Below are 14,525 nucleotides of genomic sequence, written 5' to 3' on the forward strand. Positions count from 1 at the left end.
TCGGGACTGATTCTCGAGCCTTTATTTTTTCTGCAATAAGGAAGTCCCATCCCAATTTTGCCGTTGATTTTCCGGTACAGGTATTTCCAAAAAATCAACCATAGTAGGTAAGATATCCACCATGGAGGCATTTCCTGAATAGAATTTTTCATTGAGATTGGAGACGTTTGTTAGCATCCAGATTTCCCTTTCTGAATCACTTTGTCCCCCATGATCTTTGTAATTGGGAGCCCTTCGGCCATGATCGGTGGTAATCCAAATCAGCCATTCCTCTCCGAAGTTTTTCTCCCGAAACTGAATAGCTTCCCAGATTCTACCTACCTGGCGATCCGCCAATGCGATGGCTGAAGTCAACTGCGGGCTTTTCCCATAGCGATGCCCCATATCATCTGTAAATTCCAGATATACCCAGGAAAGATCGGGGGCTTGATTCTTCAAGATATGAGCTGCCTCATAGGAGACAAGATTATCAATTTTCTGGATATAGCTCTTCTCCGTATCATGTGGGAAGCGCATAGTATCCTTTTCAAAACCATCAAAAACAAAATCCAATTTCAAATTACCCGTCTCACTCATTCCCTCTCCAAGGAGCTTGGTTCGATTGTCTTCCCAGGTAGAAAATATGGCTAGTTTTGATTTTGGACTAGCTTCACGCATTAGCCTAAAAATGGACCAATAGGCATAATCCGGAGATTCAATATCATTATCCCAAACATTGTGTTTATTCGCCCAAGTACCTGTAAGCAGTGAATTATATCCTACAGCAGAGATAGTTGGAGTCTCGGATATACCACCCTTTTCACCTCCGGTAAAGGCACGGGCATAACCTCCCATTTTTGCGATCTCATCCATATTGAGGGTTTCTACACCTTCCAATTCTGGCGCCGGAATGCCATCCAAAATGATAAATACTACCTTCTTTCCCTGAGAAAATCCAAAAACAGGTAAAAGACAAATCAGAAAAACAATGAAAACTCGAGCTTCCATGGATATAATCGGTTTACTTCTAAAATAAATAGGCGACTCAAACTAAACCTCCATTTTCTTGATACTTGATACCAGATATTTGATACTTAAACCTATACTAATTGTCCAAATACTTCCTCGCCCATTCAATAAAATAAGGCCAATTAGGTCCCACAGTATGTCCTCCCTCATGCTGACGGAAAGCCAAGTCCCCTTCTTTTAAAAATGTTTGTATCGAAGGAAACTGCTCCGTCGGAAGCGGCTTTTTACCCAATAATTCATAGACAGGTCCAGCTAATACTTCCGCCTCAAACATCCCTTTTGCATCTATCCATTGCCCTTCTACTTCGGGAGAACCGACCGAAATAAATACTGGTCGAGGAGCACAAAGCGCAATTAACTCATGGGCATCCACGGGCAAATCATTAGGAGTCAAAGGTCCTGCATATTTGATAAAATTGGGAGCAAACCAATGATATTCACCTGAACTGGCTAAGTTTTCTACTTGCTCACCAAAAGTTCTACGAAGTAATTTGGCACCGCCGGCCCCAGAGGATCCAATCAACCCAACTGCAAAGCGGGGGTCATAAGCCATCGTCACCAAAGCAGCTTTTCCGTAACGGGAAAGTCCCTCGATGACCACCTTTTCGGAATTTACTGAGAGATCGGTTTCTAAATAATCCAAAGCTCTACTCGCTCCCCAAGCCCAAGCTTTGAGGGTGCCCCAATCATCCAATTTTCGGGGATTGCCTTGATTCACCAAGCCAATCATCCCAGTACGAAGTCCAGCTCCATTATCGGCCTGATAGCTAGTTGGAATAATGATTCCAAAACCCCATCCAGCCTTCAACACCAATTCTTGCCAACTTGGCCCGGGAGGAGCAGGAGGTCTACGCATTCCAGGAGGCCACCTCCATCCAAACTCCATAACCAAAGGAACTTTTTCAGTACTGTTTTTTGGAAGTGCATATTCAAAATCGATGGCAACGGAAATGGAAGGAAAAGAGGAGTTATCCACCCAGCCTTTAAGATTTTTATAGGTTACCTCCACATCTCCTATTAGACTATCTTTTTCCGATATCAATTCCCAAGTCACGGAAGGCAAATTCTCGGGATTTCGCCCATACATTTCCCGGTCAAAGAGTTCAAATAGTTCTTCCCTTCGCTTCTCCCAATCTGACACTGACTTTACTGGATCCCCATTCTCAAAAATCAGAGGATCGGGTACAGATTCATAAGTTTTAGCCTTGCTTTCATCCGAGTTTGCTGCATTGGGAGCTGAAGGGTTCCCCGAAGGTCCGGGTCGAAGACTTTCTATGCCGAGCATTTCCATCATCAATTGATGATCTGCCCGACTCAGCTTTTGAATTGAATCTCGACTCGCTTGGGAAAACTGCGCCTGAGTCCCCCAAGAAATTCCTATGAAAAGGCAAAAAATGGTGATAATTCTACTCATGGGTTTATTGTTTTGAATAGGGAATCTACATTTTTTGGCTTGAAAAAAACAAAAGATTTGATCAGTGGAAGTTTCTGAATCACTTGGACTTTGAAAGCCCTCCACAGATCGCTAAATTGTCTGAAACACTTAGCACTATGAAGAAAATCTTTTTCCTCGCACTGGTTTTCCTGTCTCTGACTATCTCTGGAAAATCACAAAACATTTCCGAATACCTCGCAGCCCCATTCCCCACAGATCTAACCGCAAGCCCAGATGGAAAAGCAGTCGCTTGGATATTTAATTCCGAAGGTGAGCGGAATATCTTTTTTGCCAAAGCCCCAGATTTCAAAGCTGAAGCCTTAACTTCCTATTCCGGAGATATTGGGGTCGGAATCGGTCCCTTGACTTTTTCTCCTGATGGAAAATACCTGGTTTACGTTCGGGGAAATTCAAAAAACTCTGCGGGTGAAGCAGCTAATCCTGCACAACTTCAGGAAAACACGGATTTTAAAATTCATATGATTGACCTCCAAAGCGGGCAAGAAAAGCTTTTATCCGAGGGAAGCGGACCCGTATTTTCGCCGGATTCCAAACTTATTATTTTCCGAAAAGGGCAGGATTTACATCAATTGCAAATAGGTTCAGAGAATGCTTCTTCTAAGGTTTTTCAGGCTAGAGGTTCGATTGGCTCCTATGCTTTTTCGCCGGATGGAAAGTGGATTTCTTTCGTTTCCAATCGCGGAGATCACTCTTACATCGGGCTTTGGAATAAAGAAAAACAAACACTCAGCTACCCAGAAACCAGCCTTGATCATGACCGCTATCCGGCTTGGTCACCAGATGGGAAAAAACTTGCCTACTTGCGCATACCGAATGTTAACAACAAACTTCCTTTCACTTCTCACAAGGAAGCCAATCCTTGGAGCATTCGGGTTTTAAATATTGAAACTATGTTGGCTGAAGAGGTTTGGCGAGCTGATCCCGGAAAAGGCTCGGTCGTGGTTCGGGACATTCCTGCTGAATCAGATCGAATTTGGTGGACACCAAGCGGCTCCTTGGTTTTCCCTTGGGAAAAAAATGGCTGGGTTCAATTGTATGCTGTCAATCCTTCCAATGGGGAAGTTCAACACTTGACAAAAGGACAAGGGTTTGTGGAAAAGGTGAATACTTCCTTTACGAAAAATGAGCTACTGATTACCAGCAATATCGGAGACATCGAACGGAGAAAAATCTATAGACTCGATTTAACTTCTTACAATCTGGAGGATCTTTCAGAAAAAGGAAACATCAACTGGACTCCTGTCCGGATAGAAAATGGCTTAGCTTATCTTTCAGCGACTGCCACCCGACCTGCTTGGCCGGTGATTCGGTATTACAATCAGGATAAGCTATTGGCGGAGGAACTATTCCCAGAAAATTTCCCCAAAAATCTAGTGACTCCTATCGGCCTTGATATCCAAGCTTCCGATGGGTTTAAAAGCAGAGCCCAGCTCTTCCTTCCACCCAATTACGACCCAAATAAAATATATCCCGCAGTTATTTTCCTTCATGGAGGAAGTCGAAGACAGATGCTTTTGGGATTTAATTACTCCCAATATTATAGCAATGCCTATGCCTTACAGCAATATTTCGCTGCGAATGGGTTTATCGCTTTGACTCTGAACTATCGAAGTGGGATAGGTTATGGGATGGATTTTCGAGAAGAAGAAAATTATGGAGCAGGAGGAGCCAGTGAAGTATTAGACTTGCTTGCTGCAGCGGATTACCTCGCAGCTAGACCTGATGTGGATTCCCAAAAAATCATTCCTTGGGGTGGAAGTTATGGAGGCTTTTTGACTGCGCATGGCTTGGCCCAGGCACCGGAGAAATTCTTAGCCGGAGTGGATATTCATGGTGTTCATAATTGGAATCAGGATATTCCTGTTTTCGCTCCTTGGTACGAACCTGAAAAATTCCCTGAAATGGCCGAATTGGCTTTTCAATCTTCCCCTATGGCTTATGTCGAAAATTGGGAGGATCCCGTTTTGCTGATTCACGGTGACGATGATAGAAATGTACTTTTTTCTGAATCGGTGGAATTAGCTGAGGTCCTTAGGAAGCAGGGGGTTACCGTCGAGCAGTTAGTCTTCCCTGATGAAGTGCATTCTTTCATTCTTCACCGCAATTGGGTGAAAGCCTATGAAGCCGCCATCGAATTTATTAAAAGACAAATCCAAGCATGAGAAAACAGATATTATTAATCCTAGCCTTTTTTTCGGCACTCTCCGTTTTTGCGCAAAAGCGACTGCTCGAGGATGCATTTGAGCGGGCTTCCACCGATGGATTTTCGGGAGTTGTATTGGTCGCCGAAAATGGAGAAATCCTATTTGAAAAAGCAACTGGTATGCGGAGTTTCGAGGAAAACATTCCCTTAGAGACTAATGATATTTTTGAAATGGCTTCCGTTTCCAAGCAGTTCACCGCAATGATGATCATGCTTTGCAAGGAAAAGGGCTTGTTGGATTTTGATGATCCGGTAGAGAAATACCTGGACATTCCCTACAAAGGAATCAGCATAAGGCATTTATTGACGCATACTTCTGGATTGCCGGATTACCAAGCTATCATGGATGAACATTGGGATAAAAGCAAAGTGGCCGGAAATCCGGAAATTTTGGAATACCTGCGAAAGTATAGTCCTCCCAAACTTTTTGAACCCGGAGAAAAATACCAATACAGTAATACCGGGTATGTGCTTTTAGGAAGCATAGTGGAAAAAGCGATTGGGCAAGACTTTGTAGAGCTTTCTAAAGATTGGATTTTTGAGCCACTTGGAATGAAAAACACAAGTATTCGAAGTCTGGAAGAAAAAGCTCAAGTTCCCAATTTCGCAGCAGGTCATCTGAAGGATGAAAATGGAAACTACATCAATGCCAATCGCTTCCATTCTTCGGATTACACCGTTTGGCTTGGCAATCGAAAAGGACCGGGAAGAGTCAGCAGCACAGCCCAAGACTTGTTGTTATGGGATCAGGCGCTTTATAGTGAAAAATTAATCAGTCAGAAAACCCTTCAGGAAGCCTTTGAACCTTTCAGATTGAATGATGGGACGCGGAGCTATTACGGTTTCGGTTGGGATATCGAACCCAAAAGCCCATTTGGAAAGATGGTCATGCACACAGGAGACAACCCAGGCTATAAAACCATTATTGTGCGTTTCATTGAAGAAAATAAAACCATCATCGTCCTCAACAATAATTACCATCCTGATCAAATGAAATTGGTAGAAGCCGCCACCCTTTCACTCTACAAATGGTAAAACCTTTTTACCACCAAATTCTCCTCTTTTCCTATGAAAACGTTCTCCACAAAGCACAGTCCTAAAATCCTCATCCTTCTCACAATCGTTGGATTGACATCCTTTTTCTCTTGCCAGGAAAAAGAAAATACTCCTCCCCCGATTTTCACCCATGATGTCGATACCGGAAATACACCTTGGACTAAAGAGACATTTGATAATGATTCGGAGAAATTCTCTTTCGCTGTACACAGTGATTTAACGGGTGGAGAAAGGCCGAGAATCTATGAGGTAGCCATCGCTCAACTGAATCTGATGAGGCCAGAATTGATAGTCAATGTAGGGGACTTGATTGAAGGCGGAGCACCGGATTCTGCAAGTTGGGATCAGCAATGGGATTCTTTTGATGCCCGTACTGAAGCCGCCAAAGCCCCGGTTTTTTACACCGGAGGAAATCATGACTTGACAGGAAATTTTGCTCAGGGGATTTGGAAGGAACGGTATGGAAAAAATTACTATCACTTCATTTATAAAAACACTCTTTTCCTAGTTCTAGACAGTGAGGACCATGGAAAAGAGCGAAATGATGAGATTGAAAAAATCAGAAATGAGGGAATAAGGGTCTTGGATGAACAAGGTCGGGAAGCTTATGCCCAAACCGAATACGCCAACCTACCTGAAAGAAGTTTTGGAAACATCAGTGAAGATCAGATGAATTACTTTCTAGAAGTGCTTCAGAAAAACCCGGATGTAAAATGGACTTTTCTAATGATGCATAAACCCATGTGGGAAAATCCAGAAAACGTGCGTTTTTTCGAATTGGAACAAGCACTGGAGGGAAGAAATTATACCGTTTTCAATGGGCATACTCACACATTCCGATACCTTGAGCGTAATGGAATGGATTATATCAATCTGGCAACTACCGGAGGAGTTCAAAACAACTCCCTCGGAAGATCCATGGATCATTTCCTTTGGGTGACAGTGGATGAAGAGGGCGTTTCTATTGCCAATTTGCTGATGGAAGGGATTTTAGATAAAACAGGTCATATCCCCTCTGATGGAGATACGCTGGTTTTTGAGAAAAAGTAAATTGGAATTTCTTCCCCTTAACTTCCTGAATCAGCATTGAGTTGATCACCTAGCGCTTCCAATTTAAAACGATCAATGGAAGACTCTTGATGTTCTTTTACCATGATTTCTTCCAGCTGGGCAACAATATCAGGGTAACTTTCTGCTAGATCATTTTCCTCCAAAGGATCAAGTGATAAGTCATACAATTCTGTTTTGACAATCCCTTCCTTCAGCTTTTGGCGAACAGCCTTCCATTTCCCCATCCGAACAGCCTGCTGCCCTCCATATTCAGGAAATTCCCAATACAAAAATTCATGCGGTTTTTGTTCCTTTCCCAAGATCGCAGGCAAAAAGCTCATCCCATCAAGATTTTCAGGAGTATCAACACCAATCAAATCGCAGAGTGTTGGGAAGAGGTCATAAAAAGCAGAAATATGATCGGAATAAGAACCGGACTGAACTTTTCCAGGCCAATTCACCACCATAGGAACCCGAATTCCACCTTCATAAATAAAGCCTTTGGTCCGCCCATAACCATTGCTAAATGGCTGAGAACTTTCAAAAAAGTCAAAATCCACTCCTCCCGTGTAGGTAGGGCCATTGTCACTCGTTAGGATAAAAATGGTATTTTCAGTCTGCCCCAATTCCTCCACCTTTTGACGAAGTTCTCCAATTTGCTGATCGAGCAAGGTAATCATGGCAGCATAAGTGGCCCGAGGATAGCGGTTTGGGAAATAGCCTTTCGAACCATCATAAGGAGCTTCTTCCCCAAAAATCTCCACATATTCCTCCACCAAATCTTGTGGGGCCTGCAAAGGCAAATGCGGTAATGGAGACGCATAATAGAGGAAAAAAGGCTGATCTGAATTTTCCTCTAAAAAAGTCAAAGCCTTTTCATGCATCACTTCAGGAGCATATTCCTCTTGCTGATAGCGAGCATAGGAAGTTGGATCCATGGGGTCTGCACCTTCATCCAATTTCGTCCCTGGAACGACAATCTCATTGTTTAGTGAGACCTTTGCTTCATTCTCCCACAAATGCGGCGGATAGAGATTGTGAGCTTGCCGCTGACAATTGTATCCAAAGAAGTAGTCAAAACCCAAATTGGTTGGGATTCCTTCGCTCAAAGGAGCTCCCAAACCCCATTTACCCACAATTCCAGTTTTATATCCATTTTGCTGAAGCACTTTGGCAATCGTCAAAGTCTCAGCTGGCAGTGGTCGTTGCCCTTCCAAATTTGGATCTGTAGCAGCTTTGGCATAATCCCAAACTTCTCCTCTCTCTCGCCACTCATCATTGCCCCGAATGTAAGCATGCCCACTGTGCAAACCTGTTAAAATCATCCCCCTCGCAGGAGCGCAAACTGGAGCCGCAGTATAATGATTAGTGAAAATCCTTCCGCTCGCTGCCAAAGCATCCATATTTGGCGTTTTGATCAGTTTTTGACCGTTGAATCCTACTTCTCCATATCCTAGATCATCGGCAAGAATCAGGACAATATTGGGTTTTTGAGGTTTTTGTTCGGCTTTTTCGCAAGAAAAAAGTCCCAAAAACAAAAACGCGAGAAGAAATCGTGCGGTCATAGTGAATTAATTTAAGAGGTGGGTTTGGATTAAATCTATGGATTTTTCCAGGCGTTGGCTACGCGAACCACTGATTTTTTCCCAAGGAAAACCACTTTTCGCTGCGATATCTGCATACCAATTCAAAAAATATTCCCGCATTTCAGGTTCGGGATGCTCCCGTAAAGGATCAGGCTCCCAAGGCAAATCAATATCTGTCAGCAAAATCAAATCATAGGCACGTTTTTCCAATTCCTCCAAAATCCAAGAATGAACTTCTCCGAATTTATGCTGAGACCAGACTTGTATAACCCGCAAATCCGTATCACAAAAGAGCAACTTTTGGGCTGTTTTCGCTTTCTCATCCTCCAAAGCCATTTGACCTTTCCCAATTCGCAAAAGGTCTCCAAAATCATATTCCCGATCCAGCATATCGAGATATTCTCGCGCAAATTCCGGCACCCAGGGCTCATCATAATGAACCGCCAAATCAGAGGCCAAGGTACTTTTCCCGGTGGACTCCGGTCCTAAAATGAGTACGCGTTTAGGATTCGGCATAGTGTTTAGCTGATTTGATCCAGGTAAATAAGCCCATTATTGCCAAAACGGTAAAAAATAAAAACTGAAAAGACGTTAAAATCAGCCCTTTGTAAAAATAAAGAGGAACAGAAACCAAATCAGTTATGATCCAAAAAATCCAGTTTTCTACTTTTTTTCTTGCCATCAGCCACATCCCAACAAAAGCAGAGGAAGTGGTGAATGAATCCCAATAAGGCACGTCTGAATCTGTAAAATTGCTGAGTACAAAAGAAAGAATCCCATAGGAAGCCACAAAAATCAAAGCAGAAGTAACCCAGCCTGAAGGTTTGAGCCAAGTGACAGGAAGAACTTGCTGATCTTCTTTAGGATGAGTCCACACATACCAACCATAGATGGACATACTGAAATAATAGGCATTGATTCCCATGTCCGCATAGAGCTTGTACTGAAGGCAAATCCATACATAAATCAGTGTGGAAACTATGCCAGTCGGATACACCAAAATATTTTCCCGCATGGAATAAAAAACCGAAGCAATTCCAAAAAATACAGCTATCCCTTCCAGCCAAGTCATAGCTTTAAGGCCTTCGGACAGTCCATCGATGAAAAATTGAAAATCCATGTTGCGAAGAAAAGGATAAAAGTTGGAAAGTGTGAAAGTGTGAAAGTGGTAAAGTAGGGTAAAATTTTGCCAGAGTTTAATTTAGGTGAATCCAGTAAAGGTGAATATCTTGTAGGAAGGGGCATACCCCCTTTCCATCGTCACGCTATCTTAAAAATGAACGAATTTAGCCCTCTTCATTTATACATCGAAAATCTTCATCCTTTGGACAAAGAGGTAAAGGACCAAATTGAGCATTCATTCAATTTCAAAAAAGTCAAAAAAAATGAGTTTTTGCTCCAAGAAGGAGAAATATGCAAATTCAATTATTTTGTGCTGAAAGGCTCCCTAAGACTTTTCAAAGTGGATCCGAAAGGAGAAGAAATGATCCGCTACTTTGCGTTTGAAAACAAATTTGCCACCAATCTTACCAGTTTCATTACCGGTATGCCATCCGAAGAGTATATTCAGGCAAATGAAAAAACCGAACTCTTATATATCCCCAAATCCATTTTTTTAGATTTGGTCGAAAGCCTTCCTCCTATCAACCGAGTTTATCGAAATATGCTTGAGAATGCTTACATCACTTCTCAGAAGAGAATATATAATTTTCAAAGCTACAGTGCACTTGAAAGATTAAAGTGGCTACTCGAACAATACCCGAAAATTCTGTCTCGACTACCGAGTAAGTTGATTGCTTCTTATTTAGGAATTACACCTTTTACTCTGAGTAGGCTAAAAGCTGAACTCTAGCTAAAACATTGATCTAGAGCAATGTTTGGGAGGCACAGCTCCAGTAGTTTTGGATTCTATATTAAAAACATCCAAAATGAAACTAAAGCCCATTCTAAAAGCCCTCATTTACCTAGCCGTCTTTGTTTCTTCTTCTAAACTAGCAAAAGCTCAAACCTCCCATACCCCAATTCCAGCTGAAATCATGTTTGGAAATGAGCGACTGGATTTTCAACTGATCGTCAAGCGGAGCTTCAGCCCAACAAGCAAGTTCAGTTTGGTAGCAATCAGTATTTTTGCACAAAACTATGATCGGGAACGAACGCTGGGAAACTCTATCGTGGCACCCGTACAGGTAACTTACAAGCTCGGGAAAAGTGGTTTTAGCTTGGCTGCAGGGGCAGAAGCCAATTCAAAAGTAGGATTCATGCCAATGGCCGGTGTTCAACATGTCTTTGCCAATCGTGAAGTCCTTGCATTGACTTTTGTCAATATGCTATCAAATCAGGGGGCCAATGGACAAATTTTTGGAATTTATGAATACAAACCCCGATTAAATGACACTTGGTCTATTTACTCGAGAATACAGTTGATGTACATTCAGGGTATCTCTGAAACTGCACATAAGCGAAGCTTTCTTTACCTAAGAGCGGGATTGAAAAAAGGGCCACTCGGATTTGGAATCGGCGCTAATTGGGATGCATACGGAACAGAAAGGCAGACTGCCCAAAACTTTGGGGTGTTTACAAGGTGGGAGTTTTGAGGAAAGTCAAAGTTGGCCGTCATTGCGAGTAAGAGGAACGACAACGAAGCAATCTCTTGAAAGTTACCTCTAAATCTGGGAGACTGCTTCGCCCTGCAGGTCTCGCAGTGAAGGAAACGAATTAAGATTGTTTAGTATTTATTACTTGCAATGCGAATACAGTGTATCAAACTTTCCCATGACTTCTTGGGTTTCCTCATTAACTTTGCCAGCTATGACTTTGAGTACCTTGACTGATACAAAAGACCTCGAATCTCTCGATCCAAAGAAATTCATCATTATCAAAAACGCCCGGGTCAATAACCTAAAAAACCTGAGTGTTGCAATACCGAGAAACAACTTTGTGGTTATCACCGGACTTTCTGGTTCAGGTAAATCTTCCCTGGCTTTTGACACCCTTTTTGCAGAAGGCCAGCGCATGTACGTGGAAAGCTTGAGCAGCTATGCCCGTCAGTTTCTCGGAAGAATGGAAAAACCCGAGGTCGAATACATCAAGGGAGTAGCTCCAGCTATAGCAATCCAACAAAAAGTCACTACCAAAAATCCGCGCTCCACAGTTGGTACGACTACCGAGATCTACGACTATTTGAAATTACTTTTTGCCCGCGTGGGAAAGACCTTTTCGCCCATTTCAGGAAATGAAGTCAAGCACCATACCGTCACGGATATTGTGGACTTTATTTTATCCTTTGAGGAAGGTTCCAAGGTCATGATTTCCTGTCCGCTCCAAGTAGCCAAGGGAAGGAAAATCGAACAGGAGCTGGAATTACTTTTACAAAAAGGCTATACCCGAATCCTGATTGATGGAGATGCTTATTTTGTGGAAGATCTTTTGGAAGAGAAAAAAATCCCGAAGGGAAATTATGAAATTCTGATCGACCGAGCCTCTGTGAGAAAAGACGATGAGGACAATCAGTTCCGGATAGCTGACTCGGTACAAACGGCTCTTTTCGAAGGACATGGAGATTGTAAAATCACAATCCCAGACCAAGAAACCCGTGAATTTTCCGACCGATTCGAGTTGGACGGGATGAGCTTCGAGCTTCCCTCGGTCAACTTCTTCTCTTTCAATAATCCTTATGGTGCCTGCAAGCGCTGCGAAGGTTTTGGAAGTGTATTAGGAATTGATCCGGACTTGGTAATTCCAGACAAGGAACTTTCCGTTTACGAGGGAGCGATCGCTCCTTGGCGGGGAGAGACTTCACGCTCTTGGGTGGAACCGCTATTGAAAAAAGGAATCGAATTTGATTTCCCAATTCATCGTCCTTATAATGAACTGACAGAAAAGGATCAAGAATTACTCTGGACAGGAAATTCCTATTTCCGGGGCTTGAATGACTTTTTCAAAGAACTCGAAACCAAAACCCATAAAATCCAATATCGGGTGATGCTCTCCCGATTCCGTGGCCGAACTACCTGTCCGGAATGTCGTGGCACTCGCTTGCGTAAGGATGCTGCGTATGTCAAAATCGATGGAAAGTCAATTACAGACTTAGTTTTGATGCCTATTGATGAGGCTTTGGAATTTTTTCAAAATCTAAAGCTGAGTGATCATGAGACTAAAGTGGCCAACCGGCTGCTAAAGGAAATTGTCAGTCGATTGGAATTTATGGATCAGGTTGGACTTGGATATTTGACGCTGAATCGATTGACTTCTACCCTTTCCGGTGGGGAGTATCAACGTATCAAACTGGCAACTTCCCTAGGCTCTGCATTGGTTGGCTCCATGTACATTTTGGACGAACCGAGTATTGGGTTGCACCCACGGGACACGGATCGATTGGTAGGAGTACTTAAGTCCCTTCGGGATATGGGAAATACCGTTATTGTGGTGGAGCATGAGGAAAAAGTCATGAAAGCTGCCAATCAAATCATCGACATCGGACCTGATGCCGGAGTACACGGCGGGGAATTATTATTCCAAGGATCGATTCAGGATTTGATGGCCTCGGCCCAAACGCATACCGCCAAATACCTTCGTGGAGAAGAGCAAATCTGGAAAAAGAATGGCAACCGAAAGTGGAAAGACTCCATTATCGTCAAAGGGGCTCGAGAGAATAATTTGAAAAATCTCACCGTACAATTCCCGCTAAACACCTTAACCGTCGTGACAGGTGTTTCCGGTTCTGGAAAATCTACGCTGATCAAAAAAGTTCTTTATCCTGCTTTAGGCAAAATGCTCGGAACCGTCATTGATGAGAGTGGAAAATACGACCGAATTGAAGGGGATTACAAGCGGATTACCCAAGTGGAATTTGTGGATCAAAATCCGATTGGAAAATCATCCAGATCCAATCCTGTCACCTATGTCAAGGCATACGATGCCATTCGGGCACTTTTTGCAGATCAGCCACTTTCTAAGCAACGAGGATACAAACCTGCATTTTTCTCTTTCAATGTAGACGGAGGCCGATGTGAAGCTTGTCAGGGAGAGGGGACGATTACTGTGGAGATGCAGTTTATGGCAGATATCCACCTAACCTGTGAATCCTGCAAGGGAAAACGCTTCAAGAATGAAATCCTCGATGTGAAATACAAGGACAAGGATATTTCCGAGGTCTTGGGAATGACCATAGACGAAGCGATGGAATTCTTTCAGGGAAAAACCCAAATAATCAATCGGCTTCAACCTTTGCAGGAAGTTGGATTAGGCTATATCGGGATGGGACAAAGCTCCAATACCCTTTCCGGAGGGGAAGCTCAACGCGTGAAATTAGCTTCATTCCTTGGAAAAGGTGGTACCAAATCCGGTGATCAGGTGCTCTTTATTTTTGACGAACCGACTACTGGACTTCACTTCCACGATATCAGCAAGCTCTTACACAGCATCAATGCATTGATCGATCAGGGTCATTCGGTAATTATCATTGAGCATAATACAGAAGTGATCCGTTCTGCCGATTGGGTGATCGATTTGGGTCCAGAGGGGGGAAACAAAGGAGGTCATTTGACTTTTGCAGGAACCCCAGAAGATTTGGCAAAGGAAGAGGGAAATTATACCGCTAAGTATCTAAGAGAAGGATTAGCCTAAGAGGAATTAGATTAAATCCTTGGCTAAATTCAAAAAAATTACCTCCGGATTAAAATTTTATTTTCCTGTTTTTCAAAAAGTTATAACTAAATTTAATTTTTTGTCGTTTTTTTTCTTGACAACTAAGCATCATTTTTTTTCTTAGAGGAGAAAATAGTTTTAGGCCTAAACTTTCTCGATTAATCAATTTTCTTACTTAAAACAGAGAAAAATGAAAAAGGAACTCGTCAAAAAATCTCGAATTTTCATGTTTTCCATTGTGGTATTATTCACTTTTGGAATACCATTTAACATTTCTTCTGAAAGTCCTCTTTTTCAGCTTGGTTCCAATCTATTTCAGGTCTCTACCATGGCACAAAGTATAGGTGATATAGATTTACCAGAAATACCTGATTCAAATACTCTAAAATGTCGGTGTAAAAATGATGATGACGGAAACAAAATTTGTGGATCAGGAAATCATATTTCACTAAGACCAAAATGTGCAGAGTTTGAATCCGGACAGGGTATTTGCGGTTTATATTCTATTAATTGTTAAAGT

At 42.5% G+C, this 14,525-nt stretch carries 12 protein-coding genes; 7 read left to right on the forward strand and 5 right to left on the reverse strand.

Features of this window, described 5'->3' with window-relative positions; translation table 11 throughout:
- Nucleotides 1-21: 21 nt before the first annotated feature.
- Both E4S40_RS15620 and E4S40_RS15625 read right to left on the reverse strand, forming a co-directional pair.
- Nucleotides 22-987, reverse strand: a complete 966-nt coding sequence (locus E4S40_RS15620; RefSeq protein ID WP_135076282.1) for an alkaline phosphatase family protein — start codon at nucleotides 985-987, stop codon at nucleotides 22-24.
- A gap of 97 nt (nucleotides 988-1,084) precedes the next feature.
- Nucleotides 1,085-2,422, reverse strand: a complete 1,338-nt coding sequence (locus tag E4S40_RS15625; RefSeq protein WP_135076284.1) for a glucuronyl esterase domain-containing protein — start codon at nucleotides 2,420-2,422, stop codon at nucleotides 1,085-1,087.
- 137 nt (nucleotides 2,423-2,559) lie between these two features.
- Between E4S40_RS15625 and E4S40_RS15630 the strand changes: the two genes are divergently transcribed.
- The 3 genes from E4S40_RS15630 to E4S40_RS15640 are packed head-to-tail and all read left to right on the forward strand — an operon-like array spanning nucleotide 2,560 to nucleotide 6,773.
- A complete protein-coding gene (locus E4S40_RS15630) occupies nucleotides 2,560-4,626 on the forward strand; it encodes a S9 family peptidase (RefSeq protein ID WP_135076287.1) in 2,067 nt (688 codons plus the stop codon).
- Nucleotides 4,623-5,702, forward strand: coding sequence for a serine hydrolase domain-containing protein (locus E4S40_RS15635; RefSeq protein WP_135076290.1), 1,080 nt, complete (start codon nucleotides 4,623-4,625; stop codon nucleotides 5,700-5,702). Before E4S40_RS15630 ends, E4S40_RS15635 begins: the two co-directional genes overlap by 4 nt.
- A gap of 33 nt (nucleotides 5,703-5,735) precedes the next feature.
- Nucleotides 5,736-6,773: a metallophosphoesterase family protein gene (locus E4S40_RS15640; protein ID WP_135076293.1), complete on the forward strand. Its 1,038-nt coding sequence runs from the start codon at nucleotides 5,736-5,738 to the stop codon at nucleotides 6,771-6,773.
- A 17-nt stretch (nucleotides 6,774-6,790) separates the two neighbouring features.
- Here E4S40_RS15640 and E4S40_RS15645 read toward each other — a convergent pair whose 3' ends face one another.
- The 3 genes from E4S40_RS15645 to pnuC are packed head-to-tail and all read right to left on the reverse strand — an operon-like array spanning nucleotide 6,791 to nucleotide 9,479.
- Entirely contained in the window at nucleotides 6,791-8,338 is a 1,548-nt protein-coding gene (locus tag E4S40_RS15645; protein ID WP_135076296.1) for an arylsulfatase, read from the reverse strand.
- Between the two features lie 6 nt (nucleotides 8,339-8,344).
- Nucleotides 8,345-8,875 carry an AAA family ATPase gene (locus tag E4S40_RS15650; RefSeq protein ID WP_135076299.1) on the reverse strand — a complete coding sequence of 177 codons (531 nt, stop codon included), beginning with the start codon at nucleotides 8,873-8,875 and terminating at the stop codon, nucleotides 8,345-8,347.
- A complete protein-coding gene (gene pnuC, locus E4S40_RS15655; protein WP_135076302.1) occupies nucleotides 8,862-9,479 on the reverse strand; it encodes a nicotinamide riboside transporter PnuC in 618 nt (205 codons plus the stop codon). Before pnuC ends, E4S40_RS15650 begins: the two co-directional genes overlap by 14 nt.
- A 156-nt stretch (nucleotides 9,480-9,635) precedes the next feature.
- On the opposite strand from pnuC, the gene E4S40_RS15660 reads away from it, so the two are divergent.
- The 4 genes from E4S40_RS15660 (at nucleotide 9,636) to E4S40_RS15675 (ending at nucleotide 14,522) form a co-directional block, all read left to right on the forward strand.
- Entirely contained in the window at nucleotides 9,636-10,211 is a 576-nt protein-coding gene (locus tag E4S40_RS15660; protein WP_135076305.1) for a Crp/Fnr family transcriptional regulator, read from the forward strand.
- Between the two features lie 76 nt (nucleotides 10,212-10,287).
- Entirely contained in the window at nucleotides 10,288-10,953 is a 666-nt protein-coding gene (locus tag E4S40_RS15665; RefSeq protein WP_135076308.1) for a hypothetical protein, read from the forward strand.
- A gap of 214 nt (nucleotides 10,954-11,167) precedes the next feature.
- Complete coding sequence (uvrA, locus tag E4S40_RS15670) at nucleotides 11,168-13,984, forward strand: excinuclease ABC subunit UvrA (protein WP_135076507.1); 2,817 nt, start codon at nucleotides 11,168-11,170, stop codon at nucleotides 13,982-13,984.
- A 211-nt stretch (nucleotides 13,985-14,195) separates the two neighbouring features.
- Complete coding sequence (locus tag E4S40_RS15675) at nucleotides 14,196-14,522, forward strand: hypothetical protein (RefSeq protein WP_135076311.1); 327 nt, start codon at nucleotides 14,196-14,198, stop codon at nucleotides 14,520-14,522.
- Nucleotides 14,523-14,525 lie beyond the last annotated feature (3 nt).

Source organism: Algoriphagus kandeliae, assembly GCF_004571135.1.
GTDB classification, from domain to species: domain Bacteria; phylum Bacteroidota; class Bacteroidia; order Cytophagales; family Cyclobacteriaceae; genus Algoriphagus; species Algoriphagus kandeliae.